This is a genomic window from Xanthomonas sp. NCPPB 3761 (assembly GCF_041475705.2).
GTDB classification, from domain to species: domain Bacteria; phylum Pseudomonadota; class Gammaproteobacteria; order Xanthomonadales; family Xanthomonadaceae; genus Xanthomonas; species Xanthomonas phaseoli.
The window spans coordinates 4,282,972-4,304,051 of record NZ_CM191262.1 but is presented as its reverse complement, the minus strand read 5'-3'; the positions used below and the strand labels follow the sequence as shown (position 1 = coordinate 4,304,051).

18 protein-coding genes and 4 pseudogenes are annotated in these 21,080 nt (G+C 65.1%); 13 read left to right on the top strand and 9 right to left on the bottom strand.

Going from position 1 to position 21,080, the window contains the following annotated elements; genetic code table 11:
• Nucleotides 1-64: 64 nt before the first annotated feature.
• The 3 genes and pseudogenes from ACCQ00_RS18770 to ACCQ00_RS18760 all read left to right on the top strand — a co-directional run.
• Nucleotides 65-376, top strand: a pseudogene (locus tag ACCQ00_RS18770) (YiaA/YiaB family inner membrane protein); the annotation flags it as partial.
• A 68-nt stretch (nt 377-444) separates the two neighbouring features.
• Complete coding sequence (locus ACCQ00_RS18765) at nt 445-1,671, top strand: IS256-like element ISXax1 family transposase (protein ID WP_011345585.1); 1,227 nt, start codon at nt 445-447, stop codon at nt 1,669-1,671.
• Nucleotides 1,672-1,704: 33 nt separating this feature from the next.
• A pseudogene (locus ACCQ00_RS18760) lies at nt 1,705-1,836 on the top strand (YiaA/YiaB family inner membrane protein); the annotation flags it as partial.
• Nucleotides 1,837-1,890: 54 nt separating this feature from the next.
• On the opposite strand, the gene ACCQ00_RS18755 reads toward ACCQ00_RS18760, so the two are convergent.
• The 6 genes and pseudogenes from ACCQ00_RS18755 to ACCQ00_RS18730 form a co-directional block, all read right to left on the bottom strand.
• Nucleotides 1,891-2,223: a hypothetical protein gene (locus tag ACCQ00_RS18755; protein WP_039575652.1), complete on the bottom strand. Its 333-nt coding sequence runs from the start codon at nt 2,221-2,223 to the stop codon at nt 1,891-1,893.
• Between the two features lie 174 nt (nt 2,224-2,397).
• Nucleotides 2,398-2,895 carry a hypothetical protein gene (locus ACCQ00_RS18750; RefSeq protein ID WP_017157006.1) on the bottom strand — a complete coding sequence of 166 codons (498 nt, stop codon included), beginning with the start codon at nt 2,893-2,895 and terminating at the stop codon, nt 2,398-2,400.
• A 198-nt stretch (nt 2,896-3,093) separates the two neighbouring features.
• Nucleotides 3,094-4,410, bottom strand: a complete 1,317-nt coding sequence (locus ACCQ00_RS18745; protein ID WP_039583400.1) for an APC family permease — start codon at nt 4,408-4,410, stop codon at nt 3,094-3,096.
• Nucleotides 4,407-5,183 carry a L,D-transpeptidase family protein gene (locus tag ACCQ00_RS18740; protein ID WP_022560166.1) on the bottom strand — a complete coding sequence of 259 codons (777 nt, stop codon included), beginning with the start codon at nt 5,181-5,183 and terminating at the stop codon, nt 4,407-4,409. Before ACCQ00_RS18740 ends, ACCQ00_RS18745 begins: the two co-directional genes overlap by 4 nt.
• Before the next feature lie 260 nt (nt 5,184-5,443).
• Nucleotides 5,444-6,540: pseudogene (locus tag ACCQ00_RS18735) on the bottom strand (dipeptide epimerase).
• The gene (locus ACCQ00_RS18730) at nt 6,537-7,949 is read right to left on the bottom strand and encodes a C40 family peptidase (RefSeq protein ID WP_033481323.1); all 1,413 of its coding nucleotides are present in this window, start codon (nt 7,947-7,949) and stop codon (nt 6,537-6,539) included. Before ACCQ00_RS18730 ends, ACCQ00_RS18735 begins: the two are co-directional and overlap by 4 nt.
• Before the next feature lie 372 nt (nt 7,950-8,321).
• Here ACCQ00_RS18730 and ACCQ00_RS18725 point away from each other — a divergent pair, with 372 nt between their 5' ends.
• The 10 genes and pseudogenes from ACCQ00_RS18725 to hglS all read left to right on the top strand — a co-directional run bounded on the left by ACCQ00_RS18725 (nt 8,322) and on the right by hglS (nt 16,394).
• On the top strand, nt 8,322-9,128 hold the full coding sequence (locus ACCQ00_RS18725; protein WP_039575646.1) for an N-acetylmuramoyl-L-alanine amidase: 807 nt from the start codon (nt 8,322-8,324) through the stop codon (nt 9,126-9,128).
• 91 nt (nt 9,129-9,219) lie between these two features.
• A complete protein-coding gene (locus tag ACCQ00_RS18720) occupies nt 9,220-9,966 on the top strand; it encodes a M15 family metallopeptidase (protein WP_039575643.1) in 747 nt (248 codons plus the stop codon).
• Nucleotides 9,967-10,250: 284 nt separating this feature from the next.
• The gene (locus tag ACCQ00_RS18715) at nt 10,251-10,448 is read left to right on the top strand and encodes a CPXCG motif-containing cysteine-rich protein (RefSeq protein WP_022560162.1); all 198 of its coding nucleotides are present in this window, start codon (nt 10,251-10,253) and stop codon (nt 10,446-10,448) included.
• Nucleotides 10,449-10,670: 222 nt separating this feature from the next.
• The gene (locus ACCQ00_RS18710) at nt 10,671-11,048 is read left to right on the top strand and encodes a hypothetical protein (protein ID WP_022560161.1); all 378 of its coding nucleotides are present in this window, start codon (nt 10,671-10,673) and stop codon (nt 11,046-11,048) included.
• 226 nt (nt 11,049-11,274) lie between these two features.
• The gene (locus ACCQ00_RS18705; protein ID WP_005923024.1) at nt 11,275-11,628 is read left to right on the top strand and encodes an EF-hand domain-containing protein; all 354 of its coding nucleotides are present in this window, start codon (nt 11,275-11,277) and stop codon (nt 11,626-11,628) included.
• Nucleotides 11,629-11,885: 257 nt separating this feature from the next.
• Nucleotides 11,886-12,284, top strand: coding sequence for an EF-hand domain-containing protein (locus ACCQ00_RS18700; protein WP_033481324.1), 399 nt, complete (start codon nt 11,886-11,888; stop codon nt 12,282-12,284).
• A 37-nt stretch (nt 12,285-12,321) separates the two neighbouring features.
• Nucleotides 12,322-13,073: pseudogene (locus ACCQ00_RS18695) on the top strand (HAD family hydrolase).
• 302 nt (nt 13,074-13,375) lie between these two features.
• On the top strand, nt 13,376-13,948 hold the full coding sequence (locus ACCQ00_RS18690) for a hypothetical protein (protein ID WP_033481325.1): 573 nt from the start codon (nt 13,376-13,378) through the stop codon (nt 13,946-13,948).
• A 296-nt stretch (nt 13,949-14,244) separates the two neighbouring features.
• Entirely contained in the window at nt 14,245-14,862 is a 618-nt protein-coding gene (locus tag ACCQ00_RS18685) for a hypothetical protein (protein WP_042675887.1), read from the top strand.
• Nucleotides 14,863-15,026: 164 nt separating this feature from the next.
• Nucleotides 15,027-16,394, top strand: a complete 1,368-nt coding sequence (gene hglS, locus ACCQ00_RS18680) for a 2-oxoadipate dioxygenase/decarboxylase HglS (RefSeq protein ID WP_022560156.1) — start codon at nt 15,027-15,029, stop codon at nt 16,392-16,394.
• Nucleotides 16,395-16,570: 176 nt separating this feature from the next.
• On the opposite strand, the gene ACCQ00_RS18675 is transcribed toward hglS, so the two are convergent.
• The 3 genes from ACCQ00_RS18675 to ACCQ00_RS18665 all read right to left on the bottom strand — a co-directional run bounded on the left by ACCQ00_RS18675 (nt 16,571) and on the right by ACCQ00_RS18665 (nt 20,964).
• Entirely contained in the window at nt 16,571-16,834 is a 264-nt protein-coding gene (locus tag ACCQ00_RS18675) for a VOC family protein (protein ID WP_022560155.1), read from the bottom strand.
• 30 nt (nt 16,835-16,864) lie between these two features.
• Nucleotides 16,865-17,293, bottom strand: coding sequence for a VOC family protein (locus ACCQ00_RS18670; protein ID WP_022560154.1), 429 nt, complete (start codon nt 17,291-17,293; stop codon nt 16,865-16,867).
• 530 nt (nt 17,294-17,823) lie between these two features.
• The gene (locus ACCQ00_RS18665; protein WP_039568741.1) at nt 17,824-20,964 is read right to left on the bottom strand and encodes an efflux RND transporter permease subunit; all 3,141 of its coding nucleotides are present in this window, start codon (nt 20,962-20,964) and stop codon (nt 17,824-17,826) included.
• Nucleotides 20,965-21,080: the final 116 nt, after the last annotated feature.

The following is a 21,080-nucleotide window of genomic DNA, read 5'->3' as shown; positions in this document are numbered from 1 at the left end:
GCAAGATGCCCGCGTCTCACATCGTCGTATGTCGTGCATCGTTCCACTATGAAAAGGAGTTTCCATGGCCTCGCAAAAAACCTCGCCTGCTTTTATCGCCGCGTCCTGGGCCGCATTATTGCTGGTTGGTGCGGCGTATCTGGTGGGTTTGTGGAATGCCCAGATGTTGCTCAACGAGAAGGGCGATTACTTCACGCTATTGTTGTTCGGCTTGTTCGCCTCGGTCTCGTTACAGAAGAGCGTGCGTGACCTCGTCGATGGAATTCCGGTGACCGGCTTGTATTACGCCATCTGCTGGTTTTCGCTGATTGTTGCGTTGGTGCTGCTGACCATCGGCTTGATCAATGTCACGCTGTGGCTGGGCGAAAAAGGATATTAGGGCGTGTCCTAGATTTTGTGTAACCGGGCCACAGGCAGGAGACTGCCACCTAACCCGGAGACACCATGAGCCCACGCACACATGAGGTACCCGACGAGCTGCTTAGCAGCCTGTTGGTCAACTACACCAAACCCGAGGATCTGATCGGCGAGAACGGCCTGCTCAAGCAGCTGACCAAGCGGTTGGTGGAGCGGGCGCTGGACGCGGAGATGACCGAACACCTCGGTCATGACAAGCATGAGCCGGTCGCCAACGCGGCCGGCAACACGCGCAACGGACGCAGCCGCAAGACGCTCAAGGGCGAGTTCGGCGAGCTGCCGATCGAGATTCCGCGTGATCGCCACGGCAGCTTCGCGCCACAGCTGATCCCCAAGCACCAGACCCGCTGGGCCGGCTTCGATGACAAGATCTTGTCGTTGTACGCGCGCGGCATGACCGTGCGCGAGATCCAGTCGCACCTGGAGGAGATGTACGGCACCGAGGTGTCGCCGAGTCTGATTTCCTCAGTCACCGATGCGGTCGTCGAGGAGGTCAAGGCGTGGCAGGCGCGGCCACTGGATCCGGTCTATCCGATCGTCTATCTGGACTGCATCCACGTCAAAGTGCGCGAGGGCGCGGTGCGGGTCAAGGCGGTGTACCTGGCCATCGGCATCACCATGGGCGGCGAGAAGGAAGTGCTGGGCCTATGGCTGGCGCAGGCCGAGGGTGCCAAGTTTTGGCTGCAAGTCGTGACGGAGCTACGCAACCGCGGGGTGCAGGACATCTTCATTGCCTGCGTCGATGGCCTGAAGGGGTTTCCCGAGGCGATCGAGGCGGTGTTCCCGCAGACCACCGTGCAGCTGTGCATCGTGCACATGGTGCGGCACAGCCTGAACTACGTCTCGTGGAAACGCCGCGCCGAGGTTGCCGCCGATCTCAAGCGCATTTACGCCTGCGCCACCGTCGAGGAGGCCGAGCAGGCACTGACCGAGTTCGAGGCCAAGTGGGACGCCCAGTACCCGCCCATCAGCCAGTCATGGCGGCGCAATTGGTCACGACTGATCCCGTTCTTCGACTACCCACCGGAGATCCGCAAGGTGATCTATACGACCAACGCCATCGAGTCGGTCAACATGAGCCTGCGCAAGCTGACCAAGAACCGCGGCGCGTTCCCCAGCGACGAAGCCTTGATGAAACTGTTCTACCTGGCTCTGCGCAACATCACCAAGAAATGGACGCTGCCGATCCGCGACTGGAAGGCTGCGCTGAACCGCTTTACGATCCAGTTCGAGGGGCGACTTCCTCAGCGGTAACCCAAACCACGGTTACACAAAATTCTGCACACGCTCGGATATTACGCAATGGCCTACGCGCTGAGCCTGTCTGGTGCGGTTGCGGTGCAGAAGAATACCCGCGATGCGATGGAGATCACCGACACACTGCGTAGTGCGCGTAGCGTGCCGCCGGCACTGGACTGATGCGTTAAAGATCGTGCGATGCAACAACGCCACCTGGATGGTGGCGTTGTCGTTTCAGCGCTTGTGTGCGTCGTCACCGGTAACGAAATCGGCCGCATTTTCCCAGGCGCGCTTGACCGCATGCCGCGCCTTGCTCCAACTCAGCGAGGAGGTGCCGCGCTTGGCTTCCCAATCGCGATGCAACTCGGCTTCGACCTGGTCGTAGGCGCGTGCGTTGTCGCGGATACGCGCTTCATGGCCTGCGAGATAGGCGCCTTCATAATCTTCGTAGCGATCGCCTTCGGTGTAATACGGCTCTTCGGTGAAGCGTTCGCGCCAATACGTCGATACGTTCTGACTGCGGTCTTCGTCCGGTGCCCGGCCCGGAATCTGGTACGGCACGTTCATGCCTGTCTCCGTGGTGGATGTGCGGCCTACCCTAGGCCGGATGTCGTTAATTTCATTGCCAGGACAGGTGAGGAGTGCATCAACGCTGCAGGTTCGAAACAGCGGCATCGGCCACGCTTTTTGACGCGTCATCGCCGCAGCGTTGCGCAGCCTGGAAGGTCTTGGGCAGTCGCTTCAGGTGGTCGCCGAGGCCGCTTCATACGGCAACGGGGTTGCACCGGCGGCCACCATGGCGGCCTCGGCGTCCTGCAGCGCCGCCTGCTCTGCGTCGATAATTACCAGCACGCGCCCGGCCTGGATTTGATCTTCGAATTGACGGCGTACCGGATCGGGCACCGTGGCGCCGATCAACGCCGACGACCAGCTGCCGACCAGCGCACCCGCCAGTGCCATGACGCCCGCGCCGGCCAAGGTCAGCCCGATCGGGGGCACTGCGATGGCGACCAAGCCAGCCACCAGGCCTGCCGCACCACCGGTAGCGGCGCCACGTGCGGCAGCGGGAAGGAAGTCGGTCTTGACGTCCTTACGTTCGTCCGGCACCTCCTGCAGCTCGATATCGGAGCGGGCGATCAACGACAACGCATCGTTGTCGATGCCGGCACTGCGCGCGGCCTGCAGCACGCGCTGGGCGCTGTCGAGATCGGCAGTGCTGTAGACATGGCGCAATTTCATCGCAAGCTCCCATGCAGGTAGAAGCGCAGCGTTGGGTGCGCGCGGTTAGGCGTGCGTGAGCGCTGCGCGAGCATGCCGCGAAATCGCAGGTCACCGCCCAGCGCAGCTCACCGCCCGATGGACGGGAACACGCGGAAAAACATGCTTTCGTATGCGCATGCCGCTTCAGGGGCTGCCCAGTGGCAGCTCGTCGTGCCCTCAGCCGCTGTGAATCTGCTTGCGCGGAAACAGATAAAACACCCAACCGACCAAAAGTGCCACGCCTGCGGCGGCCAGATTCTGCCAACTGGCACTGGCCAGCAGTCCCAGCGACAGCACCAGGGCGGCAATAGGGATGGCCGGGCCGCCGGGCAGGCGCAAGGTATCGGTACGCTGCCGGTAGCGGCGCGCCAGCACGATCACGGCTGCGGCGGTACCGATGTAGGCGAACAGGCGGGTCACCATCGACAGCAATGCCAGCTGCGTAAACGATCCCGACAACGCCAATGCGAGCGACAACGCGCTCTGCGTGAGCACCGCCGCGGCGGGCGTATGGAAGCGCGGATGCACGCGTGCCAGAAACGCAGGGCCATAGCCATCGCGTGCAAGCGCAAATAGAAAGCGCGGGCCGAGCATCACGGTGTTGCTGGTGGTGCCGAGGATGGAAATGGTGGCGCCCACGGTGAGGATCAGTGCCAACGCTTCGCCACCGAATCGGCTTGCGGCATCTGCCAGCGGCGTCGGCGAGGCCGCAAGGTTGGGCAGGGTGCCCTGCGCCACCACCTGCACCGCGGCGTAGATCAGGGTGACGGTGACGATCATGGTGATCAACGCAAATGGCACATCGCGCCGCGGGTTGCGGTATTCGCCAGCGGCTGCGGGAATGTTTTCGAAACCTGCGTAGGCGAACAGCAGCAGCAAGGCCGCTTCACCGAGATTGCCCAGGTCGCGCAGATCGGGCGCGGTGCCGGCAAACGCCCATGACCAATCGACATAGAACAGGCCGATCGCCACGAACAGCAACAACGGCACCAGCTTGCCGATCACCAGCGCGATGCCGGTGCGCGCGGCCGATTTCACGCCGATCACGTTGATCGCGGTGAGCAGGCCCAGCGAGCCGACGACGACCAGCAAGCGCGCCCAGGTATCGGTGGCGGCGGTGGGCCAGAACCGCGCCACTGCGTCGGCCAGGCCATTGCTCAAGGCAGCCGCCGAACTGATGCGCGTGAGCCAGATCATCCAGCCAATCTGAAAACCGACGAACGGGCCGAATGCTTCGCGCGTGTAGAGATAGCTGCCGCCCGGCGTATCGAAGTAGCTGCCCGCCTGCGCGTAGCACAGCACCAGCAAGGCGACTGCAAGGCCGGCCAGCATCACGGCCCACAGGCTCATCGGCCCGAGCAGCGCGGCGGTTGCGGCAGGCAGCAGGTAGATGCCGCTGCCGATGACATCGTTGATCGACAGGCCGACGATCTGCCACCGGCTGACGACACGGACCAAACCTGCCGCGTCCGGCGCGGGCTGCGGTGTGCTCATGGCGTGTCCCCGGTCAGTGCAGGCAAGTGCCATGCAGTGTGCAGGCGCGCGTATTCGGCGCGTGGCAGCAGCACGAACAGCGGATGATCGTCCGGCTTCAGCCAGGCGAGCAAGCGTTGCATGTCGGCCGCTGCCATCGCGGTGCAGCCGGCGGTGAACTGGCCTGGTGTACGCCACAAGTGCGCGAAGATGCAGCTGCCACGTCCGGGAACGGCCCTGGGGTTGTGCGCGATGACGAAGCCCTCGCTGTAACGCGCATCGCCTGCGTGGCGCAGATCCAGACGCATCGGCTCGGTCGAGCCGGCAACGGCCGCCTCGCCCACTTGCGCGGCATCGACGATGCGGTTGTACAGCGGCGAGCTGGGCACATCCATGCAGTAATGGGTAGCGCTCATCGCCTGGTATGGCATCGCGCTGTCGATCTTCGACGCATAACCGAACGCCGGGCCGATGGCGAAGACGCCGGCAGGGCTGCGACCATCGCCTTCGCGCTTTTGCGGGCCCTGCATCTGCACAGGATGCAGGCCCTCGCCCCAGGCACTGCCCTGCCGCCCGAGCGCGACGGCGAAGCTCTGGGCAGCCGGTTGCCATTCGCCATCCACACGGGTGAAGGTGCGCAGACGCGCCTGGGTGCTGTCCCAGTCCGCGGTGGTCACCACGATCAACGTGCGTGCATGGTTCAACGCATCGATCGGGCTGGCCGCGATGGCAAGACTGCAACAGCTTGTCAGCGCCAGCAGCACAAGGGATCGAAACACGGTGGCAAGGCGCATGCAGGCTCCGGGCAATGGTCGAGCGGGATGAGTCCAAAGGCGAGACACGGTTGTCTGGAAACGGCGCGCTACGGTGGTGCGTGACCGACGCCGCGTTGTCGCTACTGTACTCAGCAATGCTGTTGCGTGGTGCATGTGCGTGTCGCGCATCAGACAGGCGCGTCCGTTGCCCGGAATCGGCGAGTAACGCTGGTCATACCCACGTTGTAGCGCGGTCTGCTTCCATTTGGGGGCTGTTCGCCGCACCGCGTCGGCCGCTCTCACGCCGGCAACAGTTCCAGCCCATGAATGCGGCGGATGCCCAGTCCCGGCGAATCGTCGATGTGGATCTGCGCCTCGTCGAATCGCACGCCACCCTCGGTGGGGTCGAACTGCCCAAGCGCAGGTGCATCCAGATCGGCCAGGGTGATGCTGTCGGCCTTGGCCACCGCCAGATGCACCGCGGCGGACACGCTGATGCTGGATTCGATCATGCAGCCGATCATGCATGGCAATCCATACAACCCGGCGATGTCGGCGATGCGGATGGCATTGGACAGCCCGCCGGTCTTCATCAGTTTGATGTTGATGATGTCGGCGGCGCGACGCTGAATCAGCGCGATCACCTGCGTAGGCGAGAAGACGCTCTCGTCGGCCATCACCGGCGTGTCGATGCGTGCGGTGACGAAGGCGAGCCCGTCGAGGTCGGCGGCTTTGACCGGCTGCTCCAGCAGCTCCAGCGCGATGCCGCCATCTTCCAGCGTACGCATGGTGCGCACCGCTTGTTTGGGCGTCCAGCCTTGATTGGCATCCAGCCGCAGCGATGGCGCCCAGCGACTGCCGCATGAATTGCCGTGACGCGTTCGACATCCGACTCGATGTCCTTGCCGACCTTGATCTTCAGTGCGCGATAGCCGTGCGCGAGCGCCGCTTGCGCCTGCGCCACCATGGTGGCGATGGTATCGGCGCTGATGGTGATGTCGGTCGTGACGCGCGGCGTGCCGCCACCGAGCAACTGGTACAGCGGCGCACCAAAACCCTGCGCCCACAGATCGTACAGTGCGATCTCCACGGCGGCCTTGGCGCTGGTGTTGCGTTCGAGCGCGTGTTGAACGAGCCCGCATAGCCGGTTGAGATCGGCCACGTCCTGCCCAATCAGCTTGGGGCCGATGCAGTGTTGGATCGCGGCAATGATGCTGCCATGGGTATCGCCAGTGATGGGCGCGGTGGCGGGTGCGGCGCCGTACCCGATGTGGCCGCTGTCGGTCTGCAACAGCACCACCACGTCCTCGATTGCCTGCACCGTGCGCACGGCTGTCTTGAACGGTGTTTTCAGGGGTACGCGCACCATGCCAAGCCGGAAGCCGGTGATCTTCATAAGGGGCCCGTTGGAAAAACGCGTTGAATGCGGGTGATGTGGTCGATGAATGCAGTGCCATCGCTGGCGAGCAAGGGCAGCAATGGGGTGACCGACACACCATTCAAACGCGCGCGCTGCACGCTGCCGTCGGCCGCGCGGTAACTGGCCCCGGCCACATCATGGATCACCCATGGCGCACCGCCTGCATGGCCGATCACCAGCATCACATGGCCTGGAATGTAGACCAGATCGCCAACCTGCAGCTGTGCGAGCTGTTGCAGGCGTTGCGCCAACGGTGCGCCAGCGTCGAACGTGACACTGTGCAACACCGTGCTGCGCGCCTGGTCGCCGGTATTGCGAGGCAGCGCGAGGCCGAGGCTGCGATAGACATCCAGCACCAAGCCGCTGCAATCGCGCGCATCGTAATCGTTGCCCCAGCCATAGCGTTCGCCAAGGAATTTGAAGGCCTGCCGGAGCAGTGCGGCGTCGGTGGCGGGCAAGGCGCCGATGCGCACATCGGCGCCGCGCGGCATCAATGCAGGCACCAGCTGCAGACGCCCATCGGCACTGCGCACCGGCAATTGCACCACGTGGGCCGCTAGCGGCAACTGTCCGTTGACTGGCTGCTGCGGCGGCCAGTCGCCGAGCAAGGGCAGGCTGGTGCCCATATCCAGTGCGCGTGCAGAAACGGCTGGGTTTTCGGGCGTGTAGGCGGTCTGCGCGCGGGCTGCGGTAACGATCAGGCGCGGGCCGCGTTGTGCGTAATTCAGCACCTCGGTGCGGCTGCCCTCGGCAATCTGCGTGCTTGCGATCCACGCGGCGTAATTGGCGGCGACCACGAACTTCCACGCGCCATCGGCACTGCCGTGCAGGACCGCCACCGGCGTGCCGGGATACAGCGCCGATTCCTGGAAGCGGTCGATATCGCGGTCGTCAGCACTGGTAAACACACGCTGGGCAGTGGGAAAGGTCCGCAACGCGCCACGTGTGACGACCAGCGCAAAGCGCAGTGGCACCTGTGCGGGTATCGCATCCAATGCCAAGGCCGTGCGCAATGCCGCCAAGCGTGCGGTATCCAGACGCCGCCCGTCCGCGTCGTACAGCGGACGTGTCGGCATGGCCGATAACGCGTCGATGCGCGCTCTCACGTCGGTTGCGGGCAGTATCTGGGGAAGCTGCGCGATGTCGTGCATCGATGCATCGCCGCGCAGCAGGCGTGCATTGACGTCAGCGATCTGCGCGGGGTCGATCCTCGGCAGCTGCGCGTTGCGGCTGCGCCGGATCCAGTACTCTGCGGTGAGCTGTGCATCGCTGACGACAAAGGGCGGTGCTTGCGCGGCCGGCGTGGCAGCAGGCGCTGGTGCGGTGCCGCTGGGAAGGGCAAGCGCGATCAGCAGCAACATCAGCAGGTGGCGCGACAATGGCATGCAGGGCTCGGGAGGAAGGCAGCCGCTGGCGCGCTGCGAGGCAAGGCCGATAGTGGCATGCGGCGCAGAGCGTATCCACATGTCCGAGCTGCGTGACGACTCTCGCCGGCAGTGGACGTTTGGGGGCGCGTTGGTGCGGAGCGTGCAGGAAGCCCGTGACCCTCTTTGCCGCAGCCGTAGATACGCGAGTGGCCGCTACTGCCGTCTTCGCAACGGCGATGCTTGCCAAGCTGCGAGACACCACCTGCGACTAACGATGGCAGCGCGCAAGGCCACCGCGCTGCCGACGGTCCCATCGGCAGACGGCCGCGCAAGCACGACTCGGCCGATAATGGTGATGCGCAGGTCGTCCGGCCTTCCCAGGAGCAATCCGTGCTGCCCAGCTTTTCTCTCTCGTCATCGGCCTGGCTGCGGACCGCCGTTTGCCTGGCCGCGCTGTCGCTGGGCGCCTGTGCCCACGCCCCGCAGCGCAATCCGCTGGCGCAGTGGGTGCCATCGCCCAATTACGACACGCGGCGACCGATCCTGATCGTGTTGCACTTCACCGACCAGCATTCAGTCCGGCAAAGCCTGAGTACCCTGCGCGGCCGCAACAGCGGTGGTCGCGTCAGTGCGCACTACCTGATCGGCGAAGACGGGCAGCGCTACCAATTGGTCAGCGATGGGCAGCGCGCCTGGCACGGCGGGGCCGGTCGCTGGGGCACCATCACCGACATCAATTCGGCCTCGATCGGCATCGAACTGGACAACGACGGCAGCGAGCCGTTCGCACCGGCGCAGATCGACAGCCTGCTGGTGTTGCTGGACGACCTGTGTCAGCGTCTGCGTATTCCACGCACGCAGATCGTCGGCCACGAAGACGTGGCCCCGACGCGCAAGAACGACCCCGGGCCGTTGTTCCCCTGGAGGCGCCTGGCCGACGCCGGTTTCGGCCGCTGGCCCGCGGCCGACGCGCCCGCAGCCCCGGAAGGTTTCGACCCATGGCAGGCGCTTGCCCTGATCGGCTACAGCATCGACGATCCCGCCGCCACCCTGCAGGCGTTTCACCGCCATTACCGCGGCAACAGCGCCACCACCCTGGATGCCGAAGATCTGCGCATCCTGTCTGCGATGACCAACCACGCGAGACTTTCTGGCTCGCGACCGGCGCTTGAGCCAACTGAAGGCGACGACCACTAGGCGCACAGGGAGCGCGCCATGCTGTGGCCAGCGGCGAAAGACGCGCAGCATGACCTGCCGCGGAAATGCGGCATCTTGCAAGGGAACGGAAATGACGGACAACCTGCTGTTTCGAAATGGGCGCTGCTGGCGGCAATGTGTTGCTCAAGGCGTCTTGCTGATGAGCGCCGTGGCGCCATGTGCGCTAGTCGCCGGCCAGGTGCATGTGTCCTCGGCAAGGACCGCGGCAGAGGCCGGCCTTGTGGACGTGCACGCCCTTGCGCCGGACATCGCATTGGACATGCGGTATGCGAGCAGCAACAACTTCACCGGCCGGGTGGTACCGGGCTATGACGCGCCGCGGTGTTACCTGTTGCGCCCGGCTGCCGACGCATTGGCACGGGTAGCGCAGACGCTCAAGGCCGAGGGCTATCGGCTACAGGTGTTCGATTGCTATCGGCCGGTGCGGTCGGTGAAGGCATTCGTTACCTGGGCTGCGGATCTGCAGGATCAGGCGACCAAGCCGCAGTACTACCCGCGGGTGGACAAGCGCGCACTGCTGGGCGATTACATTGCGCCCACCTCCGGGCACAGCCGTGGCGCGACGCTGGACCTGGGCTTGCTGGAGTGCCGGCCGGGCGGGTGCCGTGCAGTGGACATGGGCACAGGATTCGATTTCTTCGATGCGCGGGCGCACACCGACGCGCCCGACATCAGCGCAGCGCAACGCACGCACCGCCAGCGCCTGCTGCAGGCGATGGCTGCCGAAGGATTTACCAACTATCCGATGGAATGGTGGCATTTCACGTTTCGTCCCGAACCCACGCCAGAGACGGCCTACGATGTTCCGGTGGACTGACAGCGGTCAGGCAACACGCTCTTGGTCGCTGATCGATCTGATCGTGCTCGCGATCGGTTGGCTGCTCGCGAGACCCGTGGAGGCAGGCATCGTGTCGACGTCGGCCGCACTTACATGGTCGGGCGCGCGCGCGCCTCATGCAGATCGTGCTGGCACCGGTCGCCTCACCGGCACGGCGCAAGCACCAGCACAGCGCCAGTCGTACACTCCAATGTCCGCCAGCAGCACCGGCCGGCGTCGCCGCCACGTCCGGTCACTTGCCTCGACAGATCCAAGGAACCGCCATGTCCGACCCGGAACGCTTCGTCGATATCGCCTGCCCTTACTGCGGGGAGTGGATCACGCTGGCGCTGGATCTGACAGGCGGCGACCAGCATTACATCGAAGATTGCCAGGTCTGCTGCAAGCCGATTGCGGTGAGCGTGCGCTGGGACGAAGAAGGCGAAGCGCAGGTGCGTGCGCGTGGTCAGGACGACGCCTGAGCCATTGCGCAGGCCGCATCTGGCCCGCCTGTGGTTGCGATGCGCGACAGTAGCGCGCCCGACAGCGTCCGGATGCCGGCAATCGCCTGCATCTGCAGGTCGCCACGGCTGCGCCATCGCCCCTGGCAGTCTCCAGGTCGTTCAGGGCGCCTGCATTGCGAGGCGCGCCGATCCAGGCACTGCAGCCGCTAGACTGGTGCGCCTGCTGCCTGGATCGTCACAATGAATTTGCCCCTGCATTTCGGCCTGCTCGGTTCACTGGAGGCCGGGCTGATTGCGCTCATCCTGGGCGTGGTGGTCTTTGCGGTGGTGGAGCGGGGCGGGCGGCGGGTGCAGTTCAACCATGGGCACACGCTGGGCATTGCGTGTCTGCTGGCCGTGGCCATCGGTGCCGGATACGACATCTGGCATCTCGTCTATACCAGCATCGTGCGACTGGAATCGCCGCTGTATGCGCGCCTGGCGCTGGCCAAGATCCACGACCCCAACGAACTGGGCTCGCGCGTGGTGCTGGAAGTGGCCGGCGCGCTCGCTGGCGTGGTGGTTGGTTGGAAGCTGTTCAGTTCCGGGAGCTGGGAAAACGACCCGCCAAGTGCCTGAGCGTGGGGCATAAAGTGCGGGGCGGGTCGCAAATTTTCATGCATTGAATGAAGCGCTTCGGTTTGACTCACTCATGCCTAACAGGCGGTTAGCCGCAAACATTCGGGCTGTGGTTAAAAGACTGTTCTGCGCGAAATTGCGCCGGGTTGGGCGTTCATTTGCGATGGGTAGGGTGGTGCCATGTGCGGCGACACCGCGCATTCCCAAGCACAAGGAGACCACCCCAATGAAGAATCGCAACCGCACCTCGCTGCTCGCCGCTACCGCCGCTCTTGCTGCCGCCCTGGCGCTGCCGGCGATGGCGCAAAGCACCTCTCAAGACGCAGCGGCGCAGTCGGGCAGTTCGGCCACCGCGGCACAGTCGAGCGGTGCAAGCTCCGGTGGGGGCCAGACCTGGGCCAGCGTGGACACCGATAGCGATGGCGCCATCAGCAAGCAGGAAGCGCAGGTCAACGCCGGCCTTGCGCAGATCTTCGATCAGGCCGACGGCAACACCGATGGCAAGCTGACCCCGGATGAGTACAAGGCGTTCGTCGCCAAGCAGCAGGGGGGCGGTGCCACCGGCTCGCAGGGCAACTAAGCGACGCTCAAGGCACCTATGAGGTTTTGAGAAAGTGATGCATGCAGAGCGCTGGCATACAGCCCCGTCAGCGCTCTGCGACAGGCAATAACCAGCACCAGCAACAGCAAAAGACAGTACTAGCAACAGGATGGACACGCGGGAGCGATCTGCCAGGGTCGCTCCCGTTTTGTTGACGTCTGCCGCGTTAGGGTGAGCCGTTCCACGTCGGGCGCTCATCCATCATGTCGCACTTACGTCTTGCACTTCTGCTCGGGTTGGCGAACCCCGTATCTGCGCTCGCCGCGCCGCCGGAACTGCCACCCGCCACCCCGACAACGTCGGTGCCGGCAGCCGCTGGCAGCACTACACCGGCGATGTCGCCGTTGCCGATCGATCCGCCGGCTCCGGCCACCACGCCCCTGCTGCCGACCGCACCCGGGCCCGCCAGGTCCACGAGCGGTGCCGAGGCGTCCGCCACCGCCGGCAGCCTAGCACCGCGTAGTTTCCGTAGCCTGGATACAGACGCCGACGGATCGCTGGCGCTGGCCGAGGCAAGCGCCGCCCCGGTGTTGCGCGAAAACTTCTCCAGCTTGGACAGCAACGGCGACGGGCGCCTATCGCGCGAGGAATTCGCCAGCTATCAGCCTGGCCCGGGCGATGCCGCAGGCGATTGAGCACGGCGCAATACCGATGCGCTGCTAAACTTGCCCGATGAGCTCACTTGCACAGCGCGACGGCCAGGCGATCCAACTGGTCGGCTTCGATGGCGACGATACCCTCTGGAAAAGCGAGGACTATTACCGCATTGCCGAAGCGGATTTCGAAGCGATCCTGGCCGCGTATCTGGATCTGGGCGACAGTCGCATGCAGCAGCATCTGCTGGCAGTGGAGCGGCGCAACCTCAAGGTCTTCGGGTATGGCGCCAAGGGCATGACGCTGTCGATGATCAAACCGCGATCGAACTGACCCAGGCGCGCATCGCCGCGCACGATATCCAGCGCATCGTCGAGATCGGCCGTGCCACGCTGCAGCATCCGGTGGAAGTGATTGCCGGCGTACGCGAGGCAGTCGGTGCGATTGCCGCCGATTATCAGGTGGTGCTGATCACCAAGGGCGACCTGTTTCACCAGGAGCAGAAGATCGAGCAATCTGGCCTGGGCGATCTGTTCCCGCGCGTGGAAGTGGTGTCCGAAAAGGACCCCCGGACCTATGCGCGTGTGCTCGGCGAATTCGGTTTGCCGGCGCAGCAGTTTGCAATGATCGGCAATTCGCTGCGTTCGGATGTGGAGCCGGTGCTGGCCATCGGCGGTTGGGGCATCTACACCCCCTACGCGGTGACCTGGGCGCACGAACAGGAGCATGGTGTGGCTGCCGACGAACCGCGCATGCGCGAAGTGCCCGACGCCGCCGGCTGGCCGGCAGCGGTGCAGGCGCTGGATGCGTTGGCGCGGCGGCAGGGCTAGAGCGTGTTATGTACGTTGAGGTGAGTGCTCCCCGGAGGATTGGCCGTCAGCGGCACGGAGTGCGCGTCGCGGAGCTTGCCTTGGCGCCAGCCAAGCCGGCGCCGCGCAGCACCCGCTCCGCATCGCTGGCGGCCAACGCATCTCATCCCAACGTGCATAACACGCTCTAAGCTGGGCCGGGTCGCCGCTGCCTGGCGACACTGATCTGGCCCGATGCGTCACATGCGGGTGCTGTATGGCGCCCAACGACAGGATGTTCACGGCCCTGCCTGCGTGCGCGGCCGAGCTTGGAGGAAGTGCCGATGACCATGTTGTCCATGACCCAGCGCGCCAGCCTGGCCTTGTTGCTCTTGGTGCTGATCGGTGCCGCGCCACTGGCTGCCGCCGAGCTGGAAGAAGAAATCATCCATCCGAGCGAAGTCATCTTTCGCAACGGGCAGCCTTACTACGACGATGGCGGCCGCTACGTCCGCCTGCAGACCCGTCAGGTGGGTGGTGAGCCAGTGTATTTCCGCACCGTGCGCTTCGATCGCGAGCAGGGCTACGTGGATGCGCGGGGCGAGAGTGTCGCCAGGTTGCAGGCTCGACCGAGCGAGCGCGATCGTAGCGCCGGGTTTGTCGGCGCCGGGTACGATGACCGTGACGTGGGCGATGGCGGATATCGGGGTGTTGGCGGCCCACTCCGCCTTGGTGCCTCGCGCAATCGCCCCTACGGCCAGATTTACTATGGCAATGGCCTGTATGGTCCGGATCCATACAGCAGTCCGCACAACCGCGACGCGCGCCAGCGTTACATCGGTCCCGGCTACATCGGCTCCTGCGATCTGAGCGGTTGCCGCGAGGTCCAACAGTTCGGGTTTTACGACCTGCGTTAGGAGTCAGGGGATGGCTCGCGCCATCCACCGGGCGTATCGTGCGGCATCGCCGGGCAGCTCGCAGTATCCGATCTTTCCGCCAAACCTTCGATTGCGTGCACGTCGATGACCATCGCAAGGGCTGGTTGCCACCAGAGCGCACTGGGACGCTGCGACCGACGCGCTCATCTATGCCCGATAGCGTAACTGGGGGGCTCCGGTGCACTTCCTCGCCAGGCGTGGGTCGTTGAAAAGCGGATGTGCCTGGCGCCCGGCAGTGGCGCTTGATCCGGCGTCCGCCTGACAGCACCGCACGCATGCGGCATCATCGCTGCATGCCCGTATCCCGCTCATCCATGTTGCGCTCTGTGCCATTGCTGGTGGCATTGCTGTGGCCGGCGCTGGGCGCCGCGCAGGCCTTGCCGGCCTCGGCGACCGCAGCTGCTACGGAAGAACCGGCGCCAGCGGCGACCCCAGGCACCGGCGATGCCTGGGTGGATCAGCACCTGGCCGATATGGGCAGTTATGCGCAGCGCTATCCGGCCAGCTTCATCGACGAGGTGGCGCGCTATACCGGCACGCCGCGCGCGTACGTGCAGGCGCTGCTGCAAGTGCACGGCTGGCATGCCGGGGATATCTATTTCGCGTGCTTCTGGGCGCAGACCGTACAGCTGTCGTGCCGCGACACGGTACGCGCCTATAGCCGCGACCATCGCGATGGCTGGGAGGGCGTGGTCGCGCGGCTGTCGGTGGCACCGGACAACCTGCACATGCGCGCGCTAAGGCACGCCATCGTCGCCAGCTACGACCGCTGGGAACGTCCGATCACCCTGGATGCATTGCTGCGCCGGCAGCTCGGCGATCATGCGCAGCGCCTGGAAGCGGCGCGCCAGGCGAGCGAAGCGGCCGAAGCGGCGGCGCAGGCCGGGCTCTGACGCGGTCGTTGTGTCGTCGCGCCATGCACTTCCCGGCATGGCGCGGCTGTCTGCGCACTAATCGCGTCGCCTGCAATGCTGCCGTGCCGCTGGTCGACGCAGGGCGCGGTCGGCGAGAATGCGGTACCGCTGGCGTTCGGCCGGCACCTGCCCAAGACCAGCCCATGCGCGATACCGCCTTTGTCTCTCCCGATCAGATCCGCAGCTGGTTCGCCCAGGCGATGTCGGACATGTATCGCACCGAGGTGCCGTTGTATGGCGATCTGATGTCGCTGGTGGCGCAGGTCAACGCACAGACGCTGCAGGCCAATCCGGCGCTGGCGCAGCGGCTGCAGCGCAACGACGAGCGCGCGCGGCTGGATCTGGAACGGCACGGCGCCATCCGTGTCGGCACGGCGGCCGAACTGGCCACCTTGCGCCGGTTGTTCGCAGTGATGGGCATGCAGCCGGTGGGCTATTACGACCTGTCGGTGGCCGGCGTGCCGGTGCATTCCACCGCGTTCCGCCCGATCGATGAGGCGGCGCTGTCGGCAAATCCGTTTCGCGTGTTCACCTCGCTGCTGCGGCTGGAACTGATCGAAGACGCCGCCCTGCGCGAACAGGCGCAGCAGATCCTGCAGCAGCGACAGATCTTTACCGCCGGCGCCTTGCAGTTGATCGAGCGCTACGAACAGCAGGGCGGGCTGGATGCCGACCAGGCACGGCAGTTCGTGGCCGAAGCGCTGGAAACCTTCCGCTGGCATGGCGATGCCACGGTGTCGTTGCCGACCTATCGCGCGCTGAGCCAGGCGCATAAGTTGATTGCCGATGTGGTGAGCTTCCACGGCCCGCACATCAATCACCTCACGCCACGCACGTTGGACATCGATGCGGCGCAGGAACAGATGCAACGCGCCGGCATCGATGCCAAGGCGGTGATCGAGGGGCCGCCGCGTCGGCGCGTGCCGATCCTGTTGCGGCAGACCAGTTTCAAGGCGCTGGAAGAGCCGGTGCGTTTTGTCGGCGATGACGGGCAAGCGGAACACGGCACCCATACCGCACGCTTTGGCGAGATCGAGCAGCGCGGCCTTGCCCTCACGCCAAAGGGGCGCGCGTTGTACGACGCGCTGCTGGCGCAGGCGCGCGATGCCGATGGTGCCGGCAGCACCGGCACCGATTACGCCACCCGGCTGCAGACTGCCTTCGTGGCCTTCCCCGACGACGAGGCGTTGCTGCGGCAGGAAGGGCTGGGGTATTTCCGCTATGCGCTCACCGACGCCGGCCGCGCCGACCCCGCGCAGGTGGCCGCCATGCCGGCAGAAACGGCGATCGCGCTCGGCTTCGTCAGCGCCGACCCGATCATCTATGAAGACTTCCTGCCGGTGAGTGCGGCCGGCATTTTCCAGTCAAATCTGGGCGGTGCAGAACAGCGCGCCTACGCCGCGCACTCGAGCAAGCGCAGCTTCGAACAGGCATTGGGCGCGCAGGTGCATGACGAATTCGCGCTGTACGCGCAGCTGGAGCGCGACTCCTTGCAGGGCTTGCTGGTGTAGCGCGCTGCGCGCCGTATTGCACTGCGCTGTGACGGCCTCGTTGCACCTCAGCCTGGCATACGGCTGCTATGGAAGACCTGCCACACGTGGCGTCCGGGCGGCAAACCCATGTTGATCCATGAAGCCATCATGCTTCGCGGCGCTGTGCACCTGCCTACCGGCCACACGCGTTTTGCTCACCAACGCATCCACCTCGGCGCGCCCACCGCCGACGCAGTAATGGTTTCTGCGGCATTGGCCATGTCGCAGATGCCTTGATGGCTGAAGCCCCGAAAGAACGGTTTGACCGGCACCATCGCGAAGATGTGCTCGCCCAGACTCAGGCAGGTGGCGTTCGCATCGGTGTAGGCGGGATTGAAGGTAAAGCCCATGACGGTGAAGAAGGCAACCGAGCGCGGTAGCAACTCGACCGGCAGGTTGACCAAAACGTGCGTGGTCATGCCGCGGTGCCCTGCGGCGTGGCGCGTTGGTCAGGCGCTCCGGTCACGGCCGTTGACCAGCCATTGGATGCCGAAGCGGTCGGTGCACATGCCGAAGCCTTCTGCCCAGAAGGTCTGGCCGAACGCCATCTGCACCTGACCGCCCTCGGCCAATGCCGTATACGCGCGTTCGGCCTCAAGGTTATCGTCGAAACCGAGCCCGACCGACACCGGTCTGGCGCCCTCCAACTGCTGGCCCGGCGGCATGTCCGAGCCCATCAGCAAGGGGCCATTCGGCCCAGCGAGGGTCACGTGCATCACCAGGTCGGTTGCCGCAGCGTCGATCGACATGTCAGATCCCGCTTGCGGGGGCATCTGTGCGTACGTCGTCAACATCAGTTCGCCGCCCAGCACCTGTTGGTAGTGCGCGAATGCTGCGCGGCAGGTGCCTTCGAAATACAGGTAGGGTGTGACTTGCACCGGGCAGTCCTCTGGAAGCACGTGAGCGATACAGCGCGGATTGCTGCGTGCGGTCCTGTCGAGACGAAGCCGATGCAGTCGGCCATCAGGTCCGGGCGCAGTGCGGGGTCGATGCGTCATGCCCGAGTGGGCAGGCACCGTAACCAGCGCAGCCTACCGTCCAGCGCGAACAGGTGCATTAGTCGCGATCGTTTGGAGCCGCCGGCAACCAGCCGGAGCACCTGGCAGTTGCCGGTACGCCCATGCGTGGGCAAAGCCACGCATGGGCTTGCCTGCACGGGCGCCGCAGGATCAGACCACGTACCGCTGTACGCACGAACACGTCCGCATTGTCGGCCCTGAATGCACCGAGAGCAGCCGAAACAATGGCGATCAGTTGTCAGGCGCGGGTGGCACACCGCAATGGCGTGTACGCGCCGGCACATGCCGATTCCGATCACCGGCCGCGCCCACCGAGTGCTGAGCGCGATCTTTGCCAGCTGCTCCAACAGGCCGCACTGCCCGGCAATGCGGCCGATGCTTGCGAAACCTCAGTGCGCTTGGGCGGCCGGGCGACGCGCCGCTGCGCGTTCTGCACGGCGCGCGCGCGCACGTGCGCGACGCGCCTTCCAGCGCTCGCTCAGGCACGAGAAGATCACGTATAGCGCCGGGGTGCTGAGCAGGGTCAGGCTCTGCGAGAACACCAGCCCGCCGATCATCGCGATACCCAGCGGGCGACGCAGCTCCGAGCCCTCGCCCAGGCCCACCGCCAGCGGCACGGCGGCCAGGATCGCCACCATCGTGGTCATCATGATCGGGCGGAAGCGCACGATCGAAGCCTCGCGTGCGGCTGCGCGCGCATCCATGCCATGCACGCGCTGCGCCACCAGCGCGAAATCGATCATCATGATGGCGTTTTTCTTGACGATGCCGATCAGCAGCACCAGCGCGATCATCGAGATCACCGACAGTTCGGTGTTGGTGATGAACAACGCCAGCAGCGCGCCCACGCCGGCGGCCGGCAAGGTGGACAGGATGGTCACCGGATGCATCAGGCTCTCGTAGAGCATGCCCAGCACGATGTAGACGGTGAGCACCGCGGCCAGCAGCAGGATGCCCATCGAATTGGGACTGAGCTGCACGTTGAAGCTGTCGTCGCCACTGAGGCGGATGCCGTCGGGCATGCGCAGGCCCTCCACGGTGGATTTGATGATCAAGTCCGCCTCGCCCGTGCTGACGCCCGGCGCCAGGTTGTAGCTCAGATCCATCGTGGTGTACTGGTTTTCGTGGATGATCTGCGGCGGCGCCAGGCCCGGTACCTGGGTGGCGACCGCGGTGATCGGCACCATCTGGCCGGCACGGTTGGGCACGAAGATCTGATCCAGCGCCTTGGGGGTGGCGGTCTGCGACGGCAATGCATTGACCACCACGCTGTACTGATTGAGATCGGAATAGATGGTGGAAATGGAGCGCTGGCCGAACGCGCCATACAGCGCCCCATCGATGGCGCCCACCGAGATGCCCAGGCGCGCCGCCTTGGCGCGGTCGATCACGATGTTCTGGCGCAGGCCGGCGGTATCCACGTCGGTACCGACATCGCGCAGGTGCGGGTTCTTTTTCAGCGCAGCCTGCAGTTTGGGAAGCCATTCCTGCAGCTGCGCCAGATCGTTGCCCTGCAGCGACACGCGGTATTGCGCGCCCTGGCTGGTGCCGCCGCCGCCGTCGCTGGGCAGGTCCTGGATCGCCCGCAGGCGCAGATCCAGGTCCGGGTAACGGTCGGCCTTGGCGCTCAGGCGCGCGACCACTTCGGCGGTGGTGTCGCGACGGCCCTCATCGCGCTTCTTGAGCTCGATATTGAACGATGCGCTGGAGCCCTGACGGCCGGAGCCCAGGCGTGCGCCGACGGTTTTCACCGCCGGGTCGGCCATCAGCATGTCGGTGATGCGGCGCTGGCGGCTGACCATGTCGGCGAACGACACCGCGGCGCTGGAATTGGCGCGGCCCCAGATCAGGCCGGTGTCCTGCGCGGGAAACGAGCCCTTCTTGACCGCACTGCCCAGGAAGATGGTGGCGGCAATCAGCAATAACGGCGTCAACGACAGCAGGAGGGCGTGGCGCAGCGAGAAATCCAGCGCCACCGTGTACACGCGCAGCATGCGTTCGTGCATGCGGTCCAGCCAGGCGCCGAAACGGCCGGGTTTTTCAGGCTCGGCGTGCGGCGACAGGAAACGGCTGCACAGCGCCGGTGTCAAAGTCAGCGACACCAGCATCGACACCACGATCGCCGCCACCAACGTCACGGTGAACTCGCGGAAGAACGCACCGATCATGCCGCTGGCGAACAGCATCGGGATGAACACCGCCACCAGCGAGGCGGTGATGGAGACGATGGTGAACCCGATCTCGCGCGCACCGGCCAACGCCGCGTCCAGGCGCGACATGCCTTCGTCCAGATGGCGCATGACGTTTTCGATCACCACGATCGCATCGTCGACCACGAAGCCAATCGCAATGACCAACGCCAGCAGGCTGAGGTTGTTCAAGGTGAAGCCGAGCACGTACATCACCAGCGCCGAGCCGGCCAGCGACAGCGGCACGGTGACAGCGGCGATCAGGGTGGGCGCCAGCCGGCGCAGGAACAGCGCCATGGTCAGGATCACCATCGCCAGGCTGATCATCAGCGTGGCCTGCACCTCGTGCAGCGAGGCGCGAATGGTGGGTGTGCGGTCGAAGTAGGGCGTGAGCGTGGTGCCGGGCTGCAGATAGCTACGCAGTTCGGGAATCTGCGCCTTCACCTGGTCGACGGTTTCGACGATGTTGGCGCCGGCGCAGGTGAAGGCGTACATCACCACCGCCGGTTTGCCGTCGAACCAGGCGGCTTGATAGGCATCCTGCTGGCCGTCGTAAACGGTGGCCACATCGCCCAGGCGCACGATGCGCCCGTTGGACTGGGTGGAGATCGCCAACTGCGCAAAATCGGCGGCTTTGGACACCGAATCGTTGGAGATGATGGCCATGGTGGTGTTGCCGTCGGACAGGAATCCGGTCGGCGAAGTCACATTGGCCGCGCGCACCGCATTGCGCAGATCGTCCGGTGTCAGGCCCAGTGCATTGAGTGCGCGCAGGTCCACGTCCACGCGTACTGCCGGGGTGGATGCCCCGGCAATGTCCACCGAGCTGATGCCGGTGATCTGGCGCAGCCGCTGCGCCAACAGCGAATCGGCCACGTTGTAGAGCTCATCGGCCGATTGCGTCTCCGAGGTCAACGCGATGGCGATCACCGGGTCGTCGTTCGGGTTGGCCTTGGAGTACATCGGCGTTCCGAGCCCGGAGGGCAGGTCCGATTGCGATGCGTTGATCGCGGTCTGGATGTCCTGCGCGGCCGAATCGATGTTGCGGCTGCTCTGGAACACCAGTACGACCAGGCTGCTGCTCTCCGAGCTGGACGAGCGCATGCGGTCGATCCCGGGCAACTGGCCCAGGTGACGTTCCAGCGGCGCGGTGACGGTGGAGGCCATGGTGCTGGCGTCGGCACCGGATTGGGTGGCGTGCACGAAGATGATCGGAATCTGGATGTTCGGCAGCGCCGCCACACCCAGCCGCAGGTAGCACATCAATCCGATCACGAACAAACCGATCGCCAGCAGCGAGGTGCCGATCGGGCGCTTGATGAAGGGCGCGGAGATGTTCATGGGTGTGGTGCCGGGAATCGGGAATCGGGATTCGGGAATTGGTAAAGGCAACAGCCAGCGCGGCCTCCACGCGTGCGTGTGGGCAGGCGATGCCGTGGGCAGGCAGAGCGATCAGC